Origin of the sequence: Micromonospora sp. WMMC264 (assembly GCF_027497275.1) — a bacterium.
GTDB lineage: Bacteria > Actinomycetota > Actinomycetes > Mycobacteriales > Micromonosporaceae > Micromonospora > Micromonospora chalcea.
On record NZ_CP114907.1, the window covers coordinates 6,405,048 to 6,424,599 of the forward strand.

22 protein-coding genes are annotated in these 19,552 nt (G+C 73.8%); 14 read left to right on the forward strand and 8 right to left on the reverse strand.

Features of this window, described 5'->3' with window-relative positions; translation table 11 throughout:
• Positions 1 to 10: 10 nt before the first annotated feature.
• The gene (locus O7542_RS28625; RefSeq protein WP_043328070.1) at positions 11 to 817 is read right to left on the reverse strand and encodes a hypothetical protein; all 807 of its coding nucleotides are present in this window, start codon (positions 815 to 817) and stop codon (positions 11 to 13) included.
• Between the two features lie 74 nt (positions 818 to 891).
• On the opposite strand from O7542_RS28625, the gene O7542_RS28630 reads away from it, so the two are divergent.
• Both O7542_RS28630 and O7542_RS28635 read left to right on the forward strand, forming a co-directional pair.
• A complete protein-coding gene (locus tag O7542_RS28630; RefSeq protein WP_043328071.1) occupies positions 892 to 1,836 on the forward strand; it encodes a Ppx/GppA phosphatase family protein in 945 nt (314 codons plus the stop codon).
• A gap of 75 nt (positions 1,837 to 1,911) precedes the next feature.
• A complete protein-coding gene (locus O7542_RS28635) occupies positions 1,912 to 2,718 on the forward strand; it encodes a sugar phosphate isomerase/epimerase (RefSeq protein WP_064446686.1) in 807 nt (268 codons plus the stop codon).
• Positions 2,719 to 2,740: 22 nt separating this feature from the next.
• Here O7542_RS28635 and O7542_RS28640 read toward each other — a convergent pair whose 3' ends face one another.
• From O7542_RS28640 to O7542_RS28650, 3 genes are read right to left on the reverse strand one after another with little or no spacing between them, the layout of a single operon-like run.
• On the reverse strand, positions 2,741 to 3,307 hold the full coding sequence (locus tag O7542_RS28640) for a CGNR zinc finger domain-containing protein (RefSeq protein ID WP_018787720.1): 567 nt from the start codon (positions 3,305 to 3,307) through the stop codon (positions 2,741 to 2,743).
• Between the two features lie 19 nt (positions 3,308 to 3,326).
• Positions 3,327 to 4,493 carry a glutathionylspermidine synthase family protein gene (locus O7542_RS28645; RefSeq protein ID WP_043328075.1) on the reverse strand — a complete coding sequence of 389 codons (1,167 nt, stop codon included), beginning with the start codon at positions 4,491 to 4,493 and terminating at the stop codon, positions 3,327 to 3,329.
• 1 nt (position 4,494) lies between these two features.
• Complete coding sequence (locus O7542_RS28650; RefSeq protein WP_223201299.1) at positions 4,495 to 4,773, reverse strand: hypothetical protein; 279 nt, start codon at positions 4,771 to 4,773, stop codon at positions 4,495 to 4,497.
• A gap of 118 nt (positions 4,774 to 4,891) precedes the next feature.
• Between O7542_RS28650 and O7542_RS28655 the strand changes: the two genes are divergently transcribed.
• Positions 4,892 to 5,812 (forward strand): proline dehydrogenase family protein, encoded by a 921-nt coding sequence (locus tag O7542_RS28655; protein WP_043328076.1) that lies wholly within the window; start codon positions 4,892 to 4,894, stop codon positions 5,810 to 5,812.
• A gap of 1 nt (position 5,813) precedes the next feature.
• On the opposite strand, the gene O7542_RS28660 is transcribed toward O7542_RS28655, so the two are convergent.
• Positions 5,814 to 6,131 carry a VOC family protein gene (locus O7542_RS28660; RefSeq protein ID WP_281605461.1) on the reverse strand — a complete coding sequence of 106 codons (318 nt, stop codon included), beginning with the start codon at positions 6,129 to 6,131 and terminating at the stop codon, positions 5,814 to 5,816.
• Between the two features lie 77 nt (positions 6,132 to 6,208).
• On the opposite strand from O7542_RS28660, the gene O7542_RS28665 reads away from it, so the two are divergent.
• From O7542_RS28665 to O7542_RS28675, 3 genes are read left to right on the forward strand one after another with little or no spacing between them, the layout of a single operon-like run.
• Positions 6,209 to 7,003: an alpha/beta hydrolase gene (locus O7542_RS28665; RefSeq protein ID WP_281605462.1), complete on the forward strand. Its 795-nt coding sequence runs from the start codon at positions 6,209 to 6,211 to the stop codon at positions 7,001 to 7,003.
• Complete coding sequence (locus O7542_RS28670) at positions 6,996 to 7,565, forward strand: TetR-like C-terminal domain-containing protein (RefSeq protein WP_069087782.1); 570 nt, start codon at positions 6,996 to 6,998, stop codon at positions 7,563 to 7,565. Before O7542_RS28665 ends, O7542_RS28670 begins: the two co-directional genes overlap by 8 nt.
• On the forward strand, positions 7,562 to 7,897 hold the full coding sequence (locus O7542_RS28675; protein ID WP_281605463.1) for a YrdB family protein: 336 nt from the start codon (positions 7,562 to 7,564) through the stop codon (positions 7,895 to 7,897). The genes O7542_RS28670 and O7542_RS28675 overlap by 4 nt, the downstream gene beginning before the upstream one ends.
• Positions 7,898 to 7,976: 79 nt before the next feature.
• Here the strand turns inward: O7542_RS28675 and O7542_RS28680 are convergent, their stop codons facing one another.
• Positions 7,977 to 9,161 (reverse strand): DDE-type integrase/transposase/recombinase, encoded by a 1,185-nt coding sequence (locus tag O7542_RS28680; protein ID WP_083297081.1) that lies wholly within the window; start codon positions 9,159 to 9,161, stop codon positions 7,977 to 7,979.
• Between the two features lie 188 nt (positions 9,162 to 9,349).
• Between O7542_RS28680 and O7542_RS28685 the strand changes: the two genes are divergently transcribed.
• From O7542_RS28685 to O7542_RS28720, 8 genes are all read left to right on the forward strand, one after another.
• Positions 9,350 to 11,005, forward strand: coding sequence for a hypothetical protein (locus O7542_RS28685; RefSeq protein WP_281605464.1), 1,656 nt, complete (start codon positions 9,350 to 9,352; stop codon positions 11,003 to 11,005).
• A 30-nt stretch (positions 11,006 to 11,035) separates the two neighbouring features.
• A complete protein-coding gene (locus O7542_RS28690; protein ID WP_281605465.1) occupies positions 11,036 to 12,433 on the forward strand; it encodes an efflux RND transporter periplasmic adaptor subunit in 1,398 nt (465 codons plus the stop codon).
• Positions 12,430 to 13,305: an ABC transporter ATP-binding protein gene (locus O7542_RS28695; protein ID WP_274476882.1), complete on the forward strand. Its 876-nt coding sequence runs from the start codon at positions 12,430 to 12,432 to the stop codon at positions 13,303 to 13,305. Before O7542_RS28690 ends, O7542_RS28695 begins: the two co-directional genes overlap by 4 nt.
• Positions 13,302 to 14,486, forward strand: coding sequence for an ABC transporter permease (locus tag O7542_RS28700; RefSeq protein WP_281605466.1), 1,185 nt, complete (start codon positions 13,302 to 13,304; stop codon positions 14,484 to 14,486). Before O7542_RS28695 ends, O7542_RS28700 begins: the two co-directional genes overlap by 4 nt.
• A 202-nt stretch (positions 14,487 to 14,688) precedes the next feature.
• Complete coding sequence (locus O7542_RS28705; protein WP_013288759.1) at positions 14,689 to 14,898, forward strand: helix-turn-helix domain-containing protein; 210 nt, start codon at positions 14,689 to 14,691, stop codon at positions 14,896 to 14,898.
• A 221-nt stretch (positions 14,899 to 15,119) separates the two neighbouring features.
• Entirely contained in the window at positions 15,120 to 15,221 is a 102-nt protein-coding gene (locus tag O7542_RS28710) for an AURKAIP1/COX24 domain-containing protein (protein WP_007465623.1), read from the forward strand.
• 120 nt (positions 15,222 to 15,341) lie between these two features.
• Positions 15,342 to 16,415 carry an NAD-dependent epimerase/dehydratase family protein gene (locus O7542_RS28715; RefSeq protein ID WP_064446676.1) on the forward strand — a complete coding sequence of 358 codons (1,074 nt, stop codon included), beginning with the start codon at positions 15,342 to 15,344 and terminating at the stop codon, positions 16,413 to 16,415.
• Positions 16,416 to 16,741: 326 nt separating this feature from the next.
• Positions 16,742 to 17,599: a lysophospholipid acyltransferase family protein gene (locus O7542_RS28720; RefSeq protein WP_030502873.1), complete on the forward strand. Its 858-nt coding sequence runs from the start codon at positions 16,742 to 16,744 to the stop codon at positions 17,597 to 17,599.
• A gap of 16 nt (positions 17,600 to 17,615) precedes the next feature.
• Here the strand turns inward: O7542_RS28720 and O7542_RS28725 are convergent, their stop codons facing one another.
• Together O7542_RS28725 and O7542_RS28730 are read right to left on the reverse strand one after the other, a co-directional pair.
• The gene (locus O7542_RS28725) at positions 17,616 to 18,494 is read right to left on the reverse strand and encodes an HAD-IB family hydrolase (RefSeq protein ID WP_043328083.1); all 879 of its coding nucleotides are present in this window, start codon (positions 18,492 to 18,494) and stop codon (positions 17,616 to 17,618) included.
• 111 nt (positions 18,495 to 18,605) lie between these two features.
• Entirely contained in the window at positions 18,606 to 19,460 is an 855-nt protein-coding gene (locus O7542_RS28730) for a DUF5667 domain-containing protein (RefSeq protein ID WP_043328084.1), read from the reverse strand.
• Positions 19,461 to 19,552: the final 92 nt, after the last annotated feature.

Consider the following 19,552-nt stretch of genomic DNA (forward strand, 5'->3'; position numbering starts at 1 on the left):
GTGCCGGCCTTCACTCGCTTGCCGGGTGCGGGGCGATCTGACCCTGGCGCTGCCGGGCGGCGCACAGCTCGGCCAGCTTCGCGTACGCGGGCGCGCCGATCAGCGCGGTCAGCTCCGGCCCGTACGAGACGTACATCGGCTCGGCGCCGACGTGCGCGTCGGTCGAGGAGGTGCACCACCAGTCGAGGTCGTGCCCGCCCGCGCCCCAGCCGCGCCTGTCGAACTCGGCCAGCGTGGAGATCAGCACCTTCGTGTTGTCCGGCCGCTTGTGCCATTCCTGGTCGCGGCGTACCGGCAGTTGCCAGCACACGTCCGGCTTGTACTCCAGCGGGTGCACCCCGTCGCGCAGCGCCTGGGCGTGCAGCGCGCAGCCGCCTCCGCCGGCGAAGTCGGCGTCGTTGAGGAACACGCACGGGGCGTCCACGTCGCGGGTGGCGGTACGCCGGGCCGGCGTCTTGCCGTCGACCGTGTCGTTCTCGGTCCAGTTCTTGAACCCGCGCCGGAAGTGCTGCCACGTCTCCGGCGTCAGCCGCTTGACCGCGGCCCGGACCCGCTTCTCGTCGTCGGAGTCGGTGAAGAACGCGCCGTGCGAGCAGCACCCGTCGGCGGCCCGTCCGGCGATGATGCCGTGGCAGCCCTGCCCGAAGATGCACGTCCAGCGGGAGAGCAGCCAGGTCAGGTCGGCGCGGACGACGTGCTTCGGGTCGGCCGGGTCGACGAACTCGATCCACTCCCGGGGAAAGTCCAGCCCGACCTCGCGGCTGCGCGGGTCCTCGGGGTCGTCCACCAGCACGTGAAGCTCGATCTGCCCTGTCACTCGGACCAGCGTACGCGCGGTGACCCCGCCCGGCCGCCGAGCCGACGAAACGTGTTGGCCCTAGGGTCTTTCCCATGCGACTGGGTGTCCTCGACGTCGGTTCCAACACGGTGCATCTGCTGGTGGTCGACGCCCACCACGGCGCGCATCCCTGGCCGGCGCACTCGGAGAAGGTGGTGCTGCGGCTGGCCGAGCAGATCGGTCCGGACGGCGCGCTCACAGTCGGCGGCGCGGACGGCCTGGTCAAGGCGGTCGGCATGGCCCGGGCGGCGGCGGACGGGCTGGGCGCCGAGGATCTGCTGGCGTTCGCCACGAGCGCTGTTCGCGACGCCACGAACGCCGCCGACGTGCTGGCCCGCGTCCGCGACGAGACGGGCGTACGCCTGGAGGTGCTCTCCGGGGCGGACGAGGCGCGGATGACGTTCCTCGCGGTGCGGCGGTGGTTCGGCTGGTCCGCCGGGCGGCTGCTGGCGATGGACATCGGCGGCGGCTCGCTGGAGCTGGCGGCCGGCATCGACGAGCACCCGGACGTGGCGATCTCGCTGCCGCTCGGCGCGGGCCGGCTGAGCCGGGAGCGGCTGGCGGTCGACCCGGCCGGCACGGCGCCGCCGTCGGCCGAGGCCGTGGAGGAACTGCGGGCGTACGTGGACGCGCAGCTCGACCCGGTGGTGGAGCAGTTGACGGCGGTGGGCTGGGAGCGTCCGGTCGCCACCTCGAAGACGTTCCGCACGCTGGCCCGGCTGGCCGGGGCCGCTCCCTCCGGTGCGGGCCTGTGGGCGCGGCGCAGCCTGACCCGTACCGGCCTGCGGCAGGTGCTGGGGTTCATCAGGCACATCCCGCCGGCCCAGTTGCCCGAGCTGGAGGGGGTGAGCGCGCAGCGGGCGCACCAGTTGCTCGCGGGCGCGGTGGTGGCCGAGGCGGTGATGCGGCGGCTCGGTGTGGACGGCGTGGACATCTGCCCGTGGGCGCTGCGCGAGGGCGTCATCCTGCGTCGGCTGGATCAGCTCGCGCCAATGTGACCGTACGAGCGCTCTGGGTTGCTTTGCGGTTGCTCGTCCCGATGCTCGCTGGCGGTTGGAGCTACCCTCGGAGGCGTGACCTACCGCGTTCCGGTACTCCTGTCCACGTCCTCGGTCTTCCCCGAACGGACCGCGGCGGCGTTCCAGCTCGCCGCCGAACTCGGCTACGACGGCATCGAGGTGATGGTCTGGACCGACCCGGTCAGCCAGGACGCGGGCGCGTTGCGCGGCCTCGCCGAGCACTACGGCGTCCCGGTGCTGTCGGTGCACGCCCCCTGCCTGCTGGTCACCCAGCGGGTGTGGAGCCCCGACCCGTGGGAGCGGCTGCGCAAGGCCGCCGAGCTGGCCGAGACGCTGGAGGCGCCGACCGTCGTGGTGCACCCGCCGTTCACCTGGCAGCGTGACTACGCGCGTACCTTCGCCGACGGGCTCGACACGATCGCCGGGCAGTTCGGCGGCCTGCACTTCGGGGTGGAGAACATGTACCCGGTGCGGATGGCGGGGCGGCAGTTCGTCCCGTACGCGCCGGGCTGGGACCCGACCGAGATCGGGTACGCCTCGTACACGCTCGACCTGTCGCACTGCGCTGCGTCGCACACCGACGCGATGGCGATGGCCGACCGGATGGGTTCCGGCCTGGCGCACGTGCACCTGGGCGACGGCACCGGCGAGGGGCGTGACGAGCACCTGGTGCCCGGTCGCGGCGGGCAGCCCTGCGCGGAGATGCTCCGCTCGCTCGCCGGCCGAGGGTTCAGCGGCACGGTGGCGGTAGAGGTGACCACCCGGGGCGCGAAGAGCCGGGCGGTCCGGGAGGCGGACCTGCGTGAGTCGCTGGAGTTCGCCCGGGCGAACCTGACCGCCGCCTCGCCGGTCGACGCCTGACCGGGGCGCGCCGCCCCGGAGGTCAGCTCACCGGGGACAGCGGCTGCGCGGGGACGGCCTGCTCGCCGACCGCGGCCCGCTTGCGGGCCCGATGCGCCGCCACGTGGGAGCGGGTGGCGCAGCGCTCGGAGCAGAACCGCCGGCAGCAGTTGGACGAGGTGTCCAGGTAGACGTTGCCGCAGCGGTCGTCGGCGCAGACGCCGAAGCGGGCGCTGCCGTACTCGCAGAGCCACACCGACAGCCCCCAGACCGCCCCGGCCAGGTATTCGGAGGAGACCGACGCGCCCCGGCTGGTCACGTGCATGTGCCAGTCGGAGGAGTCGTGGCCGGAGATGCGCGGCTGCACCGGGAACGCCTCCAGCAGCGCGTTCAGCTCCGCCACCGCTTCGTTGTCCCGGCCCGAGGTGCCGTACTCGAAGACGTCCCGGAGTCGCTTCTGCGCCCGCCGGAAGATCGCCAGGTCCCGTTCCGCGACTTCGTCGCGCATCCAGCCCTGCTCGTCCGAGAAGACAGCCCGTAGGCCGTCCAGGTCGTCTAGCCGGGCGTTGACGAGCTCGACCCCGGTCCGGGCGTACGCGTCGAAGTTCACGACACCAACGGTAGACGACTCACGGCAGACGCGGTGCGTCGATGTAGTGAGGCAGGAACCGCGCGTAACCGTCAGTGATGAGGCTCTCGCTCTCCCGTACGCCGGCGCCGGCTGACTCGCCGTCCACGATCCAGCTGCCGAGCACCGTCCGGTTGCCCTCGAACTCGGGCAACGCGCGGAACTCCTGGAAGCAGAAGCCCTCGTCGCCGTAGATCCCCGGGTTGGTGATCTCCGTGTCGGCGGTCACGATCCGTACCGAACCGCCTTCGCGGCCGAGCAGCGGCTTGGCCACGTACTCGGTCATGCCGCGCGGTGAGTCCAGGTACGCGGGCAGCAGGTAGTCGTGCCCCGGGTACAGCTCCCAGAGCACCGCCAGCAGCGCCTTGTTCGACAGCAGCAGCTTCCAGGCCGGCTCGATCCAGGTGGTGGGCGTGCCCGGGTCCAGCGCCGGGCGCCCATACGGCTCGGCCAGCATCCACTCCCAGGGGTAGAGCTTGAAGCAGGTGGTGATCGGGCGGTCGTCGGCGTCGACGAAGCGCCGCCCGTCCCAGCCGACCTGCTGGATCGGCATGAGCGTCACGTCCAGCCCGGCCTGGCGGGCCGTCTCGGCCAGGTAGCCGGCGGTGATCTGGTCCTCGCCCGACTCCTCTTCCTCGGACCAGAGCACGTGCGTCCGGCGCTCGTGCAGCCCGGCGCCGATCTTGGCCCACGCGCCGACCAGCCGTTCGTGCAGGCTGTTCCACTGGTCCGCGTCCGGGCGGGTGTGTTCCAGCCAGTACCACTGCACGATGCTCGCCTCGACCAGCGCGGTCGGGGTGTCGGCGTTGTACTCCAGCATCTTCGGCGGGCCGCTGCCGTCGTACCAGAGGTCGAACCGGCCGTACAGCGTCGGCGGGCTCTCCCGCAGCGAGCGGGCGACCGCCTCGGCGGCCCATTCGGGGATGCCGAACTCGGCGTACCGGTTGCGGGCCACCACGTGCTCGGCGGCGGCCACCGACATCCGGTGCAGCTCCTCCGTCGCCTCCTCCAGGCGGAGCACCTCGTCCAGCGTGAACGAGTACGCGGCCGTCTCGTCCCAGTACGACATGACGTTGCCGTCGGGCAGCTCGGTGTCGACGTACACCAGGCCCTGGGCCCGGATGGTCTCGTCCCAGCCGGGGCGCGGCGTGCTGGCCTCGCGGCGCACGTCAGCCGCCGCAGGAGGCGAGGTGGCTGCCGAAGCCGCCGCGCTCGGGCAGCGCGGCGGTCGTCGGGGCCGGCTCGCCGCGCGCGGCGGTGGCGGTCGCCGGCACACGCAGGGCGACCGCGACGGTGTCGCCGCCCCCGCCGGCCGGTCCGAGCGCGCAGTCGTCATCGTCGTCGTCGTAGCCGTTGTTGCAGCCGGAGAGCGCGAGGGCGAGCGCGGTCAGCGCGCCGAGCTGCACGGAGGCCGAGCGGAGCCGCCGCCGGGGGTGTCGTCGATCCACGTGAACGTTGTAGCCGATCGACGCCAGCCGGGGGTGCCCGCCCCGGGTCCGCGCGCCGACCCGAGCGGGCCTCGGACGCGCCCGGCGGAGGGCCGGTGATGAGCGTTACGCTCGGCTCATGCTCCGTTCCGTCATCCTCGCCGCCTCCCGGTCTTCCCAGGTGGAGCGGCTCGTCGCGACGGCCCCGTTCACCCGGGACGTCGTCCGCCGGTTCGTCGCCGGCGCCGCCACCGACGACGCGCTGCGCGCCACCCGCGAGCTGGTCGCCGACGGCCAAGCGGTCACCCTCGACTACCTGGGCGAGGACACCACCACCCCGGAGCAGGCGAACGCCACCCGGGACGAGTACCTCACGCTGCTGAGCCGGCTCGGCGCCGCCGGGCTCACCCCGGCCGCCGAGGTGAGCGTGAAGCTGTCCGCGCTGGGCCAGATGTTCGACGAGCAGCTCGCGTACGACAACGCGCGGGCGATCTGCGCGGCGGCCGACGCGGCGGGCACCACCGTCACGCTGGACATGGAGGACCACACCACCACCGACTCGACGCTGGACATCCTGGCGAAGCTGCGCAAGGACCACCCGTCGACGGGGGCGGTGCTCCAGGCGTACCTGCGGCGGACCGAGTCGGACTGCCGGGAGCTGGCCTCCGCCGGGTCGCGGGTGCGGCTGTGCAAGGGCGCGTACAAGGAGCCGGAGTCGGTGGCGTACCAGTCGGCCCGCGAGGTGGACAAGTCGTACGTGCGCTGCATGAACGTGCTGATGTCCGGCGACGGCTACCCGATGCTCGCCACGCACGACCCGCGGCTGATCGCGATCGGCGAGGACCGCGCCCGCTGGTTCGACCGCGACCCGGCCCGGTTCGAGTTCCAGATGCTCTACGGCATCCGGCCGGAGGAGCAGCAGCGCCTGGTCGGCGAGGGCTACACGGTGCGGACCTACGTCCCCTACGGCGACCAGTGGTACGGCTACCTGATGCGCCGGCTCGCGGAGCGCCCGGCGAACCTGGCGTTCTTCGGCCGCGCGGTGCTGTCGAAGAAGTGAGTCAGTCGTTCGACCAGGCCCGGGTGCACAGCACGAGGCGGTAGCCGTCCGGGTCGGCGAACGTGACACCCCACCTGTCCCAGTACGGGCCGGCGGAGACCCTGGTCCCGCCGGCCCGTTCCAGTCTCGGGACCAGTTCGTCGTCGGGTGGTCCGTCGAGGTAGAGCACGAAGAGGTCCTCGCCGGTGGGGCGCGGCTCGACCGCGAGCGTCGAGCCGCCGACCAGCTCCAGGTGCCAGCCGGCCCCGGGTAGGCCGAGCATCACCAGGTCGCGGCTCGGGCGGGCGAGGCGTACGTGGGTGTCGGCGGTGATCGGCATGTGCGGGATCGTGCGACCTCATCCCGGGTTGAGGTCAAGCTTGACGCGTCTTGGCTAATAGCATTAGCTTTAAGGCTATGACAGTTAGCCAGTTGGCGCGGGACGGCGGCACTATCGCGTACGAGGTGCACGGATCGGGCCCGCTCGTGGTGCTCGCGCACGGCATGGGCGAGAACCGGGCCGCCTTCCGGCACCTGACGCCCCGGCTGGTCGCGGCCGGCTACCGGGTGGCGGCTGTCGACGTACGCGGGCACGGCGACTCCAGCCCGCGCTGGCCCACGTACGCCCCGGAGCACGTCGGCGGTGATCTGCTCGCCGTGGTGCGGGCGCTCGGCGGAGGCCCGGCCACCCTGGTCGGCAGCTCGTCCAGCGCCGCCGCGATCGTCTTCGCCGCCGCCGAGGCGCCGGAACTGGTCAGCGGCATCGTGCAGATCGGCGCGTTCGTCGGCACGCCGAAGCCGAACCCGCTGATGCGGGTCGCGCAAGCCGTCGTGCTGCGCAGCCCTCGGCTGTTCGGGCTGTTCCACCGCACGCTGTTCCCCTGCGGACGCCCGGCGGACGACGCCGCGTACCGCAAGGAGCTGGTCGCCAAGCTGCGCGGCCGGATGGCCGCCGTGCGCGGCGTGGTCGCGCCGGCCGACCCGCACTGGACCGCGCGGGCGCGTGACGTGCGCCGTCCGGTGCTGGTGCTGATGGGCACCAAGGACCCGGACTTCCCCGACCCGGGCGCGGAGGCGCGGGCCGCGCGACGACTGTTCGCCGTCGCCGAGGCGCGCATGATCGCCGACTCCGGCCACTACCCGCACGCCGACCAGCCCGACGCCACCGCCGCCGACCTGGTCGAGTTCCTGGCGGTGACCGCGCGTGCCTAGGGCCGGCCTGACCCCGGCCACAGTCGTGCGGGAGGCGGCCGTGCTCGCCGACGAGGTCGGCTACGAGAAGCTGACGCTGGCCGCGCTCGCCGCCCGGCTCGGCGTCGCGCTGCCCAGCCTCTACAAGCACGTGCGCGGCGTGGACGCGCTGCACCAGCAGCTCGCCGTGCTCGCCACCGCCGAGATCGCCGACGTGCTCACCACCGCCGCCGCGGGCCGGGCCGGCGGCGACGCGTTGCGCGCCGTCGCCGCCGCCTACCGGGCGTACGCGCGGCAGCACCCCGGCCGCTACCCGGCCGCCCAGCGGGCGCCCGACCCGGCCGACGCCGAACACCTCGCCGCCGGTGAGCGCGCGGTCGGCGCGATCCGGGCGATCCTGCTCGGGTACGGCCTCGACGGCGACGACGCGATCGACGCGATCCGGATGTTCCGGGCCGCCGTGCACGGCTTCGTCGCGCTGGAGGCGGCCGGCGGATTCGGGCTGCCCCGCGACACCGACCGCTCCTTCGACCAGCTGATCGCGGGCCTGGACCGCGCCTACCGTTCCTGGGGAGACCGATGACCGCGCTGCTGCTGGGCGTGATCTTCCTGCTGGAGCTGGCCCTGCTGGGCTCGGCCGGGTACTGGGGCTTCACGCTCGACGCCGGCTGGCCGCTGCGCCTGCTGGCCGGGCTCGGCGCGCCGCTGGTGATCGCCGTGGTGTGGGGACTGTTCTGCTCACCGCGCGCCGCCGTGACGCTGCCCGACCCGGCCAAGCTCGCCGTCCAGGCCGCCTGCTTCCTCACCGGCGGCGTGCTGCTCGCCCTGGCCGGTCATGCCGCACCCGGCGTGGCCCTGGTGGCCCTCTGGGCAGCCGACAAGGCCACGCTGACGCTGACCGGCACCCCGATCTGAGAGATCTTGGAAGAATTCGGTCCCTCTGGGGGCTGTCATGTCCCGGGACATGTGTCAACGGGAAGTCCCGATAGATGTGTCAGGGGTTGTGGATCGTGGGGGTGGGGGTGAGGGGGATGTAGTTCTTGTCGGGGTTGAGGTGGAGGTAGCCGATGGGTTGGCCGTCGGGGTGGTAGATGGTGACGTGGTTGTTGTCGCGGATGGCGGTGACGGTGGTGCCGGCGTGGGTGGTGCCGACGCTGGTGCGGTGTCCGGCGACGGCGATGGCGCCGTTGCTGGCGACGGGGCAGTGGTGCAGGGTGGCGTCGGTTTGCAGGGGTGGGCTGGTGGGTCCGCCGAGGGTGGGTGCGTGGGTCCAGGCGTGGGCGGGTGTGGTGCGGTGGGGTAGGGCGCTGTGGCGGCGTTGGGTGTTGTAGTAGCGGCGGTAGGTGTCCAGGAGTGTTTGCAGGGCGGTGAGGGTCTGTGGTGGGGGTTGGGTGCTCAGCCATTTTTTGAGGGTTTGGTGGTGGCGTTCGACCTTGCCGCAGGTTTGTGGGTGGTAGGGGCTGGAGTTGATCGGGCGGGTGCCGTGGTCGATCAGGGTCTGCACGAAGGTGGAGATTGATCCGGGTCGGGTGCGGCGGCTGGTGAACGCGATGCCGTTGTCGCTGAGCACGATGGCCGGCACGCCGTAGGCGGTGAACGCCTGTCTGATCGCGGTGATCGCGGCTCGGGCGGTCTCCGCGGCGGCGGCGTGGCAGGCGACCAGGGTGCGGGTGCAGTCGTCCAGGACGTCGAAGACGACGACAGTGCGGCCGTCGGCGAGTTTCACTTCGGTGGCGTCGATCTGATAGCAGTCGCGGGGCCGGGCATAGCTGAAACGCCGCCACGAGCTACGCGGTCGTTTAGCCGGAGTAGCCACGAGCAGGTCATGCCGGGCCAGCACCCGGTTGACCGTCGAGCGTGACGGCACCGACCAGGACGCGTCGGTGCGCCGGCGCACATCGTCCAACGCGTCTCGGATGAAGTCAGCCCCGTTGTCCGGGCCCAGTTCAGCGCGCAGTTTGCAGATCCACGCGTCCACCTCCGGCGGCGTGACCCGCGGACTGGTACGCGGCCGCCGGGATCGTTCCTGCCACTGACCCTCGGCCCGGATACGTGCGCGGTGCCGGTACACCGTGCGCACCGACACCCCGTGCTCACGCGCGAACTCGGCCGCGTTCACCCGAACCCCCGCCGCCAGCAGCGCGTCCAGCAGGTTCATCACATGCCGCCGAGAAGCCATGCCCGGCAGCACATACCACCCGACCCAAGATCCCTACCACGTGACACATGTATCGGGACTTCAACGCTGACAGATGTCATGGGACTGAACAGTCCCTCTGGGGGCCCTTTCCTTCCAAGATCTCGGAGCGCGGCGGAACAGCGGCGGGACTCTTTCCCGGAACGCCCGATTGGTCGTACCCTTCGCCGGTGACCGACGGCGACGAGCAGCCTCCCGGCCGGACGACGGACGGCGACGAGCATCGTCCCGCCGTCGATGCCGTCGATGCCGTCGATGCCGTCGATGCCGTCGATGCCGTCGATGCCGTCGACAAGGCGAGCGCCGCCGACGTGGTCGCGGCCAACGTCAGCGCCAACGCCGGCGCTGACGACACCCGCGCCGAGACCGCCCGCGCGGCTGACGCCGGCGCCGACAGCGCCGAGGTGGACGCCGCCGTTGACACCATTGCACCGGCACCGGCACCGGCACCGGCACCGGCACCGGCACCGGCACCGGCACCGGCACCGGCACCGGACGCGGCGTCGTTGCCGCACCCCGTCGCGGTACCCGCGCCGTACCCCGTACCAATGGCGCACGTGGGCGAGCCGACGCGGGCGGTGCGGAAACGGCGGCGCTGGCCGCTCTGGACCGCGCTCGGACTCGCGCTCGGCCTGGTGGCGGGCGCGGTGCCCGGCGTACTCCTGCGCGGGCCCGCGCCGGACGCGGCCGGACGGTCGGCCGCGAAGAGCGACCCGGGCACGGCGGCGCAGCGGCGGCTCGGCGAGCGGATGCTCGCGCTGCTGGACCGGCAGGCCACCGCGCTCGTCGGCGCCGACCGGGCCGGCTTCCTCGCCATCGCCGAACCGGCGGCACGGCCGGCCCTGAGCCGGCGGTACGCGGCGCTGCGGGCGCTGCGCGTCACCGTGTGGCGGCCGGCCGCCGACGGGGTGCCGGAGGCGGCCGACGGGCAGCCCGGACAGTGGCGGCAGACGATCACAGTGGGGTACTGCTTCGTGGCGCCGGACTGCGCGCCGAGCACTGTGGAGCTGGACGCGCGCTGGCGGCTGGTGGGGGAGGAGCCCCGGCTGACCGCGCTGGAACCGTCCGGCACGGACCCGGCCGGCGTCCGGCCGTGGCAGGCGAACGACCTGGCCGTGACGGTCGGGAAGCGGGTGGTGGTGGCCACCACCACCGCCCAGCGGAGCAAGCTGCCCGGCCTGCTCGCCCAGGCCGAGGCGGCCGCCCGGGTCGCGGACCGGTACGCGGTCGGCGACGCGCGGCCGGACCGGTATCTCGTCTACTACGCCGGGAAGACCGAGTGGCGGCGCTGGTACGGCGGCGGCCGGCCGAAGTGGACCGCCGGGTACGCGGTCGGCGTCGGCGGTGGACGCCACGACGTCGTGCTCAACGCCCAGACCCTCACCCCGGACGGCGTCGACGACCTGCTGCGGCACGAACTCACCCACGCCGCCTCGCTGCCCGACCGGGGGTACGCCGACCGCGCCGACTGGTGGCTGGTGGAGGGGCTGGCCGAGTACGCCGGGGCCGACGGCCAGCCGGTCCACCGCTACGAGGGACTGACCGAGGTGCGCGATCTGCTGCGCGGCGGCTGGTCCGGGCGGCTGGAGGCGGTGGCGCCGGAGGCGGACGCGAGTGACAGCCGGGTCGGCGGCGCCTACGGCGTCGGCTACCTGGCCGTGCGGCACCTGGTCGACCGCTACGGCGAGCAGCGGATGCTCGACTTCTACCGGGCCGTGGTGCACGAGCGGCGGTCACCGGCGCAGGCCGCCGACGAGGTGCTCGGCGACCCGTGGTCGATGCTGCACGACGAGTGCGTCGCGTACGTGCGGGCCGTCGTCGGCTGACACGTCGACGCCTGTCGACGGGGTCGTAGCATGGGCCGGGTGGCCCGCACTCCCTCGCCGCGGCTGCCCGCGGCCCGCCGCCCCCGTCTCGTCACCGCGCTGCTCGCCGTCGTCGCCCTGACCGGCACGACCGCCGCCTCCTGCGGCGACGACGCCCCGGCGGTGACTGTCGCCGAGGTGGGCCGCGCCCCGGTCAGCGAGGTGATCGACGCGCCCGCCACAGTGACCGCACGGGCCGCGGCCACGCTCACCGCGCCCGCCGGCGGCACGCTCGCCAGCCTGCGGGTCGCCCCCGGCGCGCGGGTCAGCCGCGGGCAGGTGCTCGCGGTGATCGACTCGCCGTCCGCCCGGGAGCGCCTGGCGCAGGCCCGGGAGGCGCTGCGCGCGGCGAAGCGGGCCGGCCGGGGCACCGGCACCGGTGACCTGGGCGGCAGCCGGCGGGGCACCGACCGGGCCGCCGACGAGGCGTTCGCCGCCGCCCGCGCCGCCGCGGGAAAGGTCGGCGACCCGCAGGTACGCGCCGCGCTGCTGCTCCAGGTCTCCTCGGCGCAGCGGCAGTACGAGTCGGCCGCCCGCGCCGCCGACCGGGCCGTCGCCCAGGTGCAGCGCGGGGTCGCCGGGCTGAACAGCGCCGTCGGCGCGCTGTCGGCCGCGCAGCGACTCCAGGCCCAGCAGGCGTACGACCTGGCGAAGGCGACTGTGGACGCGTTGACGCTGCGCGCGCCGATCTCCGGTGTGGTGCAGCCGGGCGGCACCCGGGCGGCGGCGCCGGCCGATCTGGCCGGGCTGCTCGGTGCGGCCGGTGGCGCTGCGGTGCCCGGTCTCGACCCGTCGGCGTTCGGCGCGGGCGGGCAGGGCGGACCGCCGCCCGGCGTGGACGACGCGATCCCGGCCGGTGGCCGGGTCACCGCCGGCACGCCGGTGCTGACTGTGGTGGACACCGGCCGGCTCGGCCTGCTGGCCGAGGTGGACGAGACGGACGTGCTGCTGGTGCGGGCGGGGGGGCCCGCCTCGGTCGAGTTGGACGCGGTGACCGGCGCGACGTACGACGCCACGGTGCGGTCGGTGGACGTGCTGCCGACCAGTTCGGCGCGGGGTGGCGTCACCTACCGGGTCCGGCTCGACCTCGGTGCCGGACGAATGGGTGAGGCCGAGGCCGCTCCGGCGCCCCGCCCCGGCATGAACGCTGTGGTACGGCTGCGGGTGCGGGAGGCCGCCGACGCGGTGGCGGTGCCGGCGTCGGCGGTGTTCTCCGCCGACGGGCGGGACGCGGTCTGGGTGCTGCGGAACGGTCGCGCCGACCGGGTGCCGGTGACGGTGGGCGTGCAGGGGCAGGACCTGGTGCAGATCGTCGACGGCGTACGGGCCGGCGACCGGGTGGTGGTACGCGGCGCCGACCAGGTCCGCGACGGCCAGGAACTCCCGTGACCGAACCGGCGATCGAGGCGGTCGACGTCTGGCGCACGTACGAGTTGGACGGCGTCTCGGTGTCCGCGCTGCGCGGGGTGTCGCTCACCATCGACCAGGGCGAGTACGTGGCGGTGATCGGCCCGTCCGGCTCGGGCAAGTCGACGCTGATGCACCTGCTCGGCGGGCTGGACCGGCCCAGCGGCGGCCGGCTGGTGATCGGCGGCCGGGACGTCACCACGCTCACCGCCCCGGAGCTGGCGACGCTGCGCAACGAGACGATCGGCTTCGTGTTCCAGGCGTTCCACCTGCTGGCTCGTACGTCGGCGGTGGACAACGTGGCGCTGCCGCTGGTCTACCGGGGCGTCGGGGCGCGGCAGCGGCGGGAGCGGGCGGCGGCGATGCTGGGCCGGGTCGGTCTCGGCCACCGGCTGCACCACCGGCCCAACCAGCTCTCCGGCGGCGAGCAGCAGCGGGTGGCGATCGCCCGCGCGCTGGTCACCGAACCGGCGGTGCTGCTCGCCGACGAGCCGACCGGCAATCTGGACAGTGCCACCGGCGAGGCGGTGCTGGAGCTGCTGGAACAGCTGAACGCCGAGTCCGGGGTGGCGCTGGTGATGGTGACCCACGACCAGGAGGTGGCCGCCCGGGCGCGCCGGCGGATCGCGGTGCGGGACGGCCTGATCCGCTCGGACAGCGCTCATGATCGACCGCCGTCGGACGGCTCCGGCGTACCTGCGACACTGGACCCCGCTCCCAGCGCGGAGCCCCGGTCCGTGTCCGGAAGCGGCCCGGGGCACCCGCCCGGTGGCTCCGGTGGCGCCGCCGGTGCCACCGGGCGCCTTCCGCGGCCCGAGCAGCGCCTTCCGCGGGCCGGCGGGAACGCGGGATGAGGCTGGCCGAGGCGTGGCGGGTGGCGTGGGACGCGCTGCGGGCCAACCGGCTGCGCAGCGTGCTGACCATGCTCGGGGTGATCATCGGGGTGGCCTCGGTGGTGATCCTGGTGGCCATCGGCACGGGCACCAAACAGCAGGTCGAGCAGCAGGTCGAGGGGCTCGGATCGAACCTGCTGCTGGTGGTGCCGGGCCGGATCGAGGTGGGCAACGCGCCGGTGGTCTCGCCGCTGGACCTCAGCGACGCGGACGCCGTCTCCCGCGTGGTCGGCGATCCCGACCGGGTCGCGGTGACAGTGGCCTCCGGCGCGACCGCGCGGGCCGGCAACCGGTCCGACTTCACCACCGTGCAGGGCGTGCTGGAGACCACCCCGTCGGTGTTCACCAGGTCGCTGTCGCGGGGCCGCTACCTCACCGGGGCGGACGTCGACACCAGCCGCCGGGTCGCGGTGCTCGGCGACTCGGTCGCCCGGGCGCTGTTTCCCGACCGGGACCCGCTCGGCCAGCAGGTCACACTGGCCGGGGTGCGGTTCCGGGTGATCGGCGTCTTCGCGCCGCTCGGGCAGAGCCTCGGCGTGGACCGCGACGACGAGGTGCACGTACCGGTGACGGCGGCGCAACGGCTGTGGGGCACCCAGCGCATCGACGGCATCGCGGTGAAGGCGCCGGACCGGGAGCGGATCGACGAACTCGGCGAGCGGATCGTCGCGGAGCTGTCCCGCCGGCACCCGGACACCGAGTTCAGCGCCGTCACCCAGCGGCAGATCCTCGGCGTGCTCGGCGACATCCTGGGCGTGCTCACCGGTGTGCTGGCCGCCATCGCGGGCATCTCGCTGCTGGTGGGCGGCGTCGGCGTGTCCAACATCATGCTGGTCTCGGTACGCGAACGGACCCGCGAGATCGGCCTGCGCAAGGCGGTCGGCGCGCGTCCCCGGGACATCGGCGTGCAGTTCCTGCTGGAGGCGGTGCTGCTCACCTCGGTGGGCGGCCTGACCGGGATGGCGCTGGGCGTGGGCACCGCGCTGCTCGTCGACGCGCTCTCGCCGATCCCGGCGGCGATCACCTGGTGGTCGCTGGCGCTGGCGTTCGGCGTCTCCGCGGCGGTCGGCATCGTCTTCGGCGTGGTGCCGGCGCAGCGGGCCGGCCGGCTCGACCCGGTGGTGGCGCTGCGCGCCGAGTAGGCGTTACGGACGAGACACCCGTCCGGGCGAAAAACCCCTGGTGGACATCGGGTGAACGGCTGTCCCGCCATGATCAAAGGGTGGAAGGGATCGCGCAGGTCACAGCCGTCCCGCTACCGTACTGGTTACACGCGCGTCGCTCGTCGAGGCGGGAGCACCTGCCCGGTGACACGCGCCGGGCACGGGAATGGGTCGGTGAGCCATGGCCGGGTCGCAGTCCGACGCACGGCTGTCGGATGTCAGGTTCCTGACCGTCGCCGAGGTGGCGACGGTCATGCGGGTCTCCAAGATGACTGTCTATCGTCTCGTGCACAGCGGTGAGCTGACCGCGGTGCGGGTCGGCCGCTCGTTCCGGGTGCCCGAGCACGCCGTGCACGAATACCTCCGGGGCGCCTTCCAGGAGTCCGCCTGAGCACTCGGCGTGCCGGTCCGCCGAGTGCGACGAAAAGGGGCATCGACGGGGGCGCGTTGGTCCTGCTGACGCACTCCGGTTAGGCTGGACCACGACCGTGATCGCCCTCTGGTGTGCCCTGCCCACCACGCTGGTCCGGTCCGTTGTCCGCAAGCGGTCAAGACGCCACCGGCGGTGGCGTCTTCCGGTCCGCCCCGAACGTTGCATCGAAAGGCTGTCGTATGGGCTCGGTGGTCAAGAAGCGCCGCAAGCGCATGGCTAAGAAGAAGCACCGCAAGCTGCTGCGCAAGACCCGCGTCCAGCGTCGCCGTCTCGGCAAGTGACCGGGGCCGGGCACTGGCCCGGCACCCGGCACCACTTGCCAACTGTCGACCCTCGGAGGCTCAGGTGATCAGGCCGTGGACGTCCCGGCTCGATCCCGCCTGCCGCGCAAGGCGCACGACATGACCCCCGGTGACACCTCCGGTGCCCCGGGGGTCGTCGTCGTGACCGGGGTCGGTCGCTGGCTCGGCGCGCACGTCGCCGCGCGGCTCGCCGCCGACCCGCGGATCGAGCGGGTCATCGGGGTCGATCCGGCGCCGCCCAACCCCGAGCTGGCCGACCTGCTCACCGACGTGGAACGGGTCCGTCTCGACCTGGACTCGCTCGGCGGTCTCCTGGCCGACCTCGACGTCGACGCCGTGGTGCACCTGGCGCTCGTCACGTCCCCCGACCCGCAGCAGGGCGGCCGGTCGGCGATGAAGGAACAGAACGTCATCGGCACGATGCAGATGCTCGCCGCCGCGCAGCGCGCGCCCCGGCTGCGCAAGCTCGTGGTCCGATCGTCCACCGCCGCGTACGGGGTGTCGTTCCGCGATCCGGCCGTCTTCACCGAGGAGACCGAGCCGCGCGAGGTGCCGCGCGGCGGTTTCGGCCGCGACATACTCGACATCGAGGGGTACGTCCGCGGGTTCCGCCGCCGCCGGCCCGACGTCACCGCGACCGTGCTGCGCTTCGCGCCGTTCATCGGTTACGCCGCCGACACCACGCTCACCCGCTACTTCTCCCAGCCGGTGGTGCCCACCGTCTTCGGCCGTGACCCGCGCCTGCAGTTCGTGCACTTCGACGACGCGCTGGAGGTGCTGCACCGGTCGGTCGCCGAGGACCACCCGGGCACGTACAACGTCGCCGGGCCGGGCGTGCTGTCGCTGTCGCAGGCGATCCGCCGGGCCGGCCGGGTGGCGGTGCCGGTGCTGGAACCGGGCCTGGCCGGGGTCGCCGCGATCGCCCGTAGCCTGGGCTTCGGCCGGTACGGCCTGGACCAGGTGGACCTGTTCGTGCACGGCCGGGTGGTGGACACCAGCCGGCTGGAGCGGGAGTTCGGCTTCACGCCCCGCTCGACCGCCGCCGCGTTCGAGGACTTCATCCGCGCCCACCACGGCGGCGTCGTGGTGACCCGGGACCAGTTGGCCGCGGCCGAGCGGTTGGTGCTGGAGAGTATCCGGCAGGTCCGCTCGACCGTACGGGAGCGTTCGTGACCAGCCCGGAGGAGCGGCGCGACGCGCGCTACGACGTACCGCTGGACGTGCCCGGGCCGGGCGCGGAGCCGGCACGGCGCAACGGACACCGCCGGGTGACCGCGCCGTCCGCCCGCCCGGCCGCGCCGGTCGAGCCGGACACCTCCGCCGACGAGCCCGGCACCCCGGCCGGGTCGGCCGCCCCGGGTCCGGCCGCGCACCGCCCGACGGCCGAGAAGACGGTGGCCAAGAAGACCGTGGCCAAGAAGACGGTCGCGAAGAAGGCCGTGGCGAAGAAGGCCGTGGCCGGCGACGCGCCGGCCGGTGACACGCCGCCCGGACCGGCGGTGGCCGACCGGCCGGGCGACCACTGGGACCGCAAGGTGGCCCAGGGCCTGGCGTTCCTGCGGCGGCGGCTCGCCGGTGACTACGAGGTCGACGAGTTCGGCTTCGACCCCGACCTGACCGACGCGGTTGTCCACCCGCTGGTCCGGCTGCTCTACCGGGACTGGTTCCGCACCGAGGTCAGCGGCATCGAGCACGTACCGGCCGAGGGCGCGGGCCTGGTCGTGGGCAACCACTCCGGCACCGTGGCGCTCGACGCGCTGATCCTCTCCACCGCGCTGCACGACCGGCACCCGGCGCGCCGCTACCTGCGGCTGCTCGGCGCCGACCTGGTCTTCCGGATGCCCGTCGTCTCCGAGATAGCCCGCAAGACCGGCGGCACCGTCGCCTGCAACCCGGACGCGGAGCGGCTGCTCGGCAACGGCGAACTGGTGGGCGTGTTCCCGGAGGGCTTCAAGGGGGTCGGCAAGCTCTACTCCGACCGCTACAAGCTCCAGCGCTTCGGCCGGGGCGGATTCGTCTCCGCCGCGCTGCGCACCGGCACGCCGATCGTGCCGGTCGCGATCGTCGGCGGCGAGGAGATCTACCCGATGCTCGCCGACATCAAGCCCCTCGCGCGGCTGCTCAAACTGCCGTACTTCCCGGTCACGCCGACGTTCCCCTGGCTCGGGCCGCTGGGCATGGTGCCGCTGCCGAGCAAGTGGCTGATCGAGTTCTGCCCGCCGATCCCGACCGCGCACCTGCGTGACTCCGCCGACGACCCGCTCGTGGTGTTCAACCTCGCCGACCAGGTGCGGGAGACGATCCAGCAGACGCTGCACAAGCTGCTCGAACGCCGCCCCGACCCGTTCGGGCCCTGAGCGAACGCGCGCCGGCTCAGGCCTCGCGGTGGCGGCGCCGGTGCAGCGCCAGTCCGGCCGTGACCGCGCCGGCCAGCAGCCCGGCGGCGGCGGTGGAGGGCACGGCGATGCGTACGGCCCGCCGCCCGGTGCGGAAGTCGCGCACGTCCCAGCCCCGCTCGCGGGCCTGCCGCAGCAGCGCCGGATCGGGATTCACCGCGACCGCACGGCCGACGGCGGAGAGCATCGGCAGGTCGTTCGCCGAGTCGCTGTAGGCCGCGCAGCGGGCCAGGTCCAGCCCTTCCACGGCGGCGAGCTGGGTCACCGCCTCGGCCTTCGCCGGCCCGTGCATCAGGTCACCGACCAGCCGTCCGGTGTACGCGCCGTCGACCACCTCGGCCACCGTGCCGATCGCGCCGGTAAGGCCGAGCCGGGCGGCGATCACCCGGCCGATCTCCACCGGGGCGGCGCTGACCAGCCAGACCCGCTCGCCCGCGTCGAGGTGACGCTGGGCGAGGCGGCGGGTGCCGGCCCAGATGCGCGGGGCCATCAGCTCGTCGAAGATCTCGTCGGCGAGACGCTCGATGTCGTCCACCCGCCAGCCCTGCACGAACGCGAGCGCGGCCTCCTTGGCCTGGGACATGTCGCCCGCGTGCTCGGTGGCGAGCAGCCGGAACCGGGCCTGCTGCCAGGCGAAACGGGCCAGGTCACCGGTGGTGAAGTACTTCCGGGCGGCCAGCCCGCGGGCGAACCAGTAGATCGAGGCGCCCTGCATCATCGTGTTGTCCACGTCGAAGAAGGCGGCGGCGGTGGGGTCCGGCGGGATCGTGGTCGCGGGCGCCGACGGGGCCTCCGACCAGCCCGTGGTGTGCCCGTGCGCGTCGGTGCTGACGGTCACCTTCCGGGTTCCGGCCACGGTGACCTCCCTGCCTCGACGACCGCGTACGCCCTCCGCGTCGAGCGTATCCGGCACGGTGTGACGGGTGGGTGTCCGCCGGGAGAAGTGTGGCGCGGTCGGCGTACGCGCTCAGCGGTCGGCCGGGCAGGCCGCCGGGGCGGGCCCGAGCGCGTCGCTGGCCTGTGGCGCGGGCAGTCCGCAGGCGATCGCCTCGCGCAGCGCGTCGGCGCGCTTGCCGGCCGCGTCGAGCAGCGCCAGCGAGCGGCGGGTGCGGTCCCGCTCGGCGTGGTCGGGCCGGTCCAGCAGGCCGCTGACCACCCGGCGCTGGCCGGCCAGGAACGTGTCCACCGCGTCCAGCGCCACCGGGTCGGAACGCTGCGCCGCGACCGTGGTCAGCAGGCGTACGCCCTGCCGGGTGTCCGCGTCCATGTCGTCCAGGACGGCGCTGAAACCGAGCCGGTCGCCGCGCACCGAGGCGGCCTCGTCCAGCCGGGTGCGGGCGAAGTCGAGGAAGAGCTGCCCACGGCTGATGTCCGAGCTGGCGAGCGCGAGCTGGGCGCGCTCGGTGGAGCGCTTCATGCCGTACAGGGCGTCACCGGGCAGCGCGTTCTCGCTGGCGGCGGAGATGCCGGAGAGGGCGACCGCGCCGGCGGCCACGCCGACCAGGATCGCGCCCCGGGCCCGCGCCCGGCGTCCGGTGATCGCGGGCAGCAGCGTTCCGCGTACCCCGGTGGTGGTCTTGGCCGGAGTGCCGACGCCCTCACGTTCGGCGGTGGCCACGAGCATCGCCCGCAGTCCGGTGCGGAACTCGGCGCCGGGCTCGACGTCGGGCCGTTCGGCGCTGAGCCGGCGGCTCACCTCGACGAGCGCGGTGAGTTCACCGTCCGCCTTGGACCGGACGTGGTGCCGGCGTCCGCCGTTGGCCTCGTCGAGGAGTTGCGCGAAGCGCTCGGCCCGCCGACGGGAGAAGAGGTCGCTGTCCACCGCGGCACCCCCTCTCGCTGGTCACGGCCGGGCGGCCGTCGTCGTCACCAGCGACCGGTGGCAGCGTGTGGCACCGAGTCGACCGGAACGGC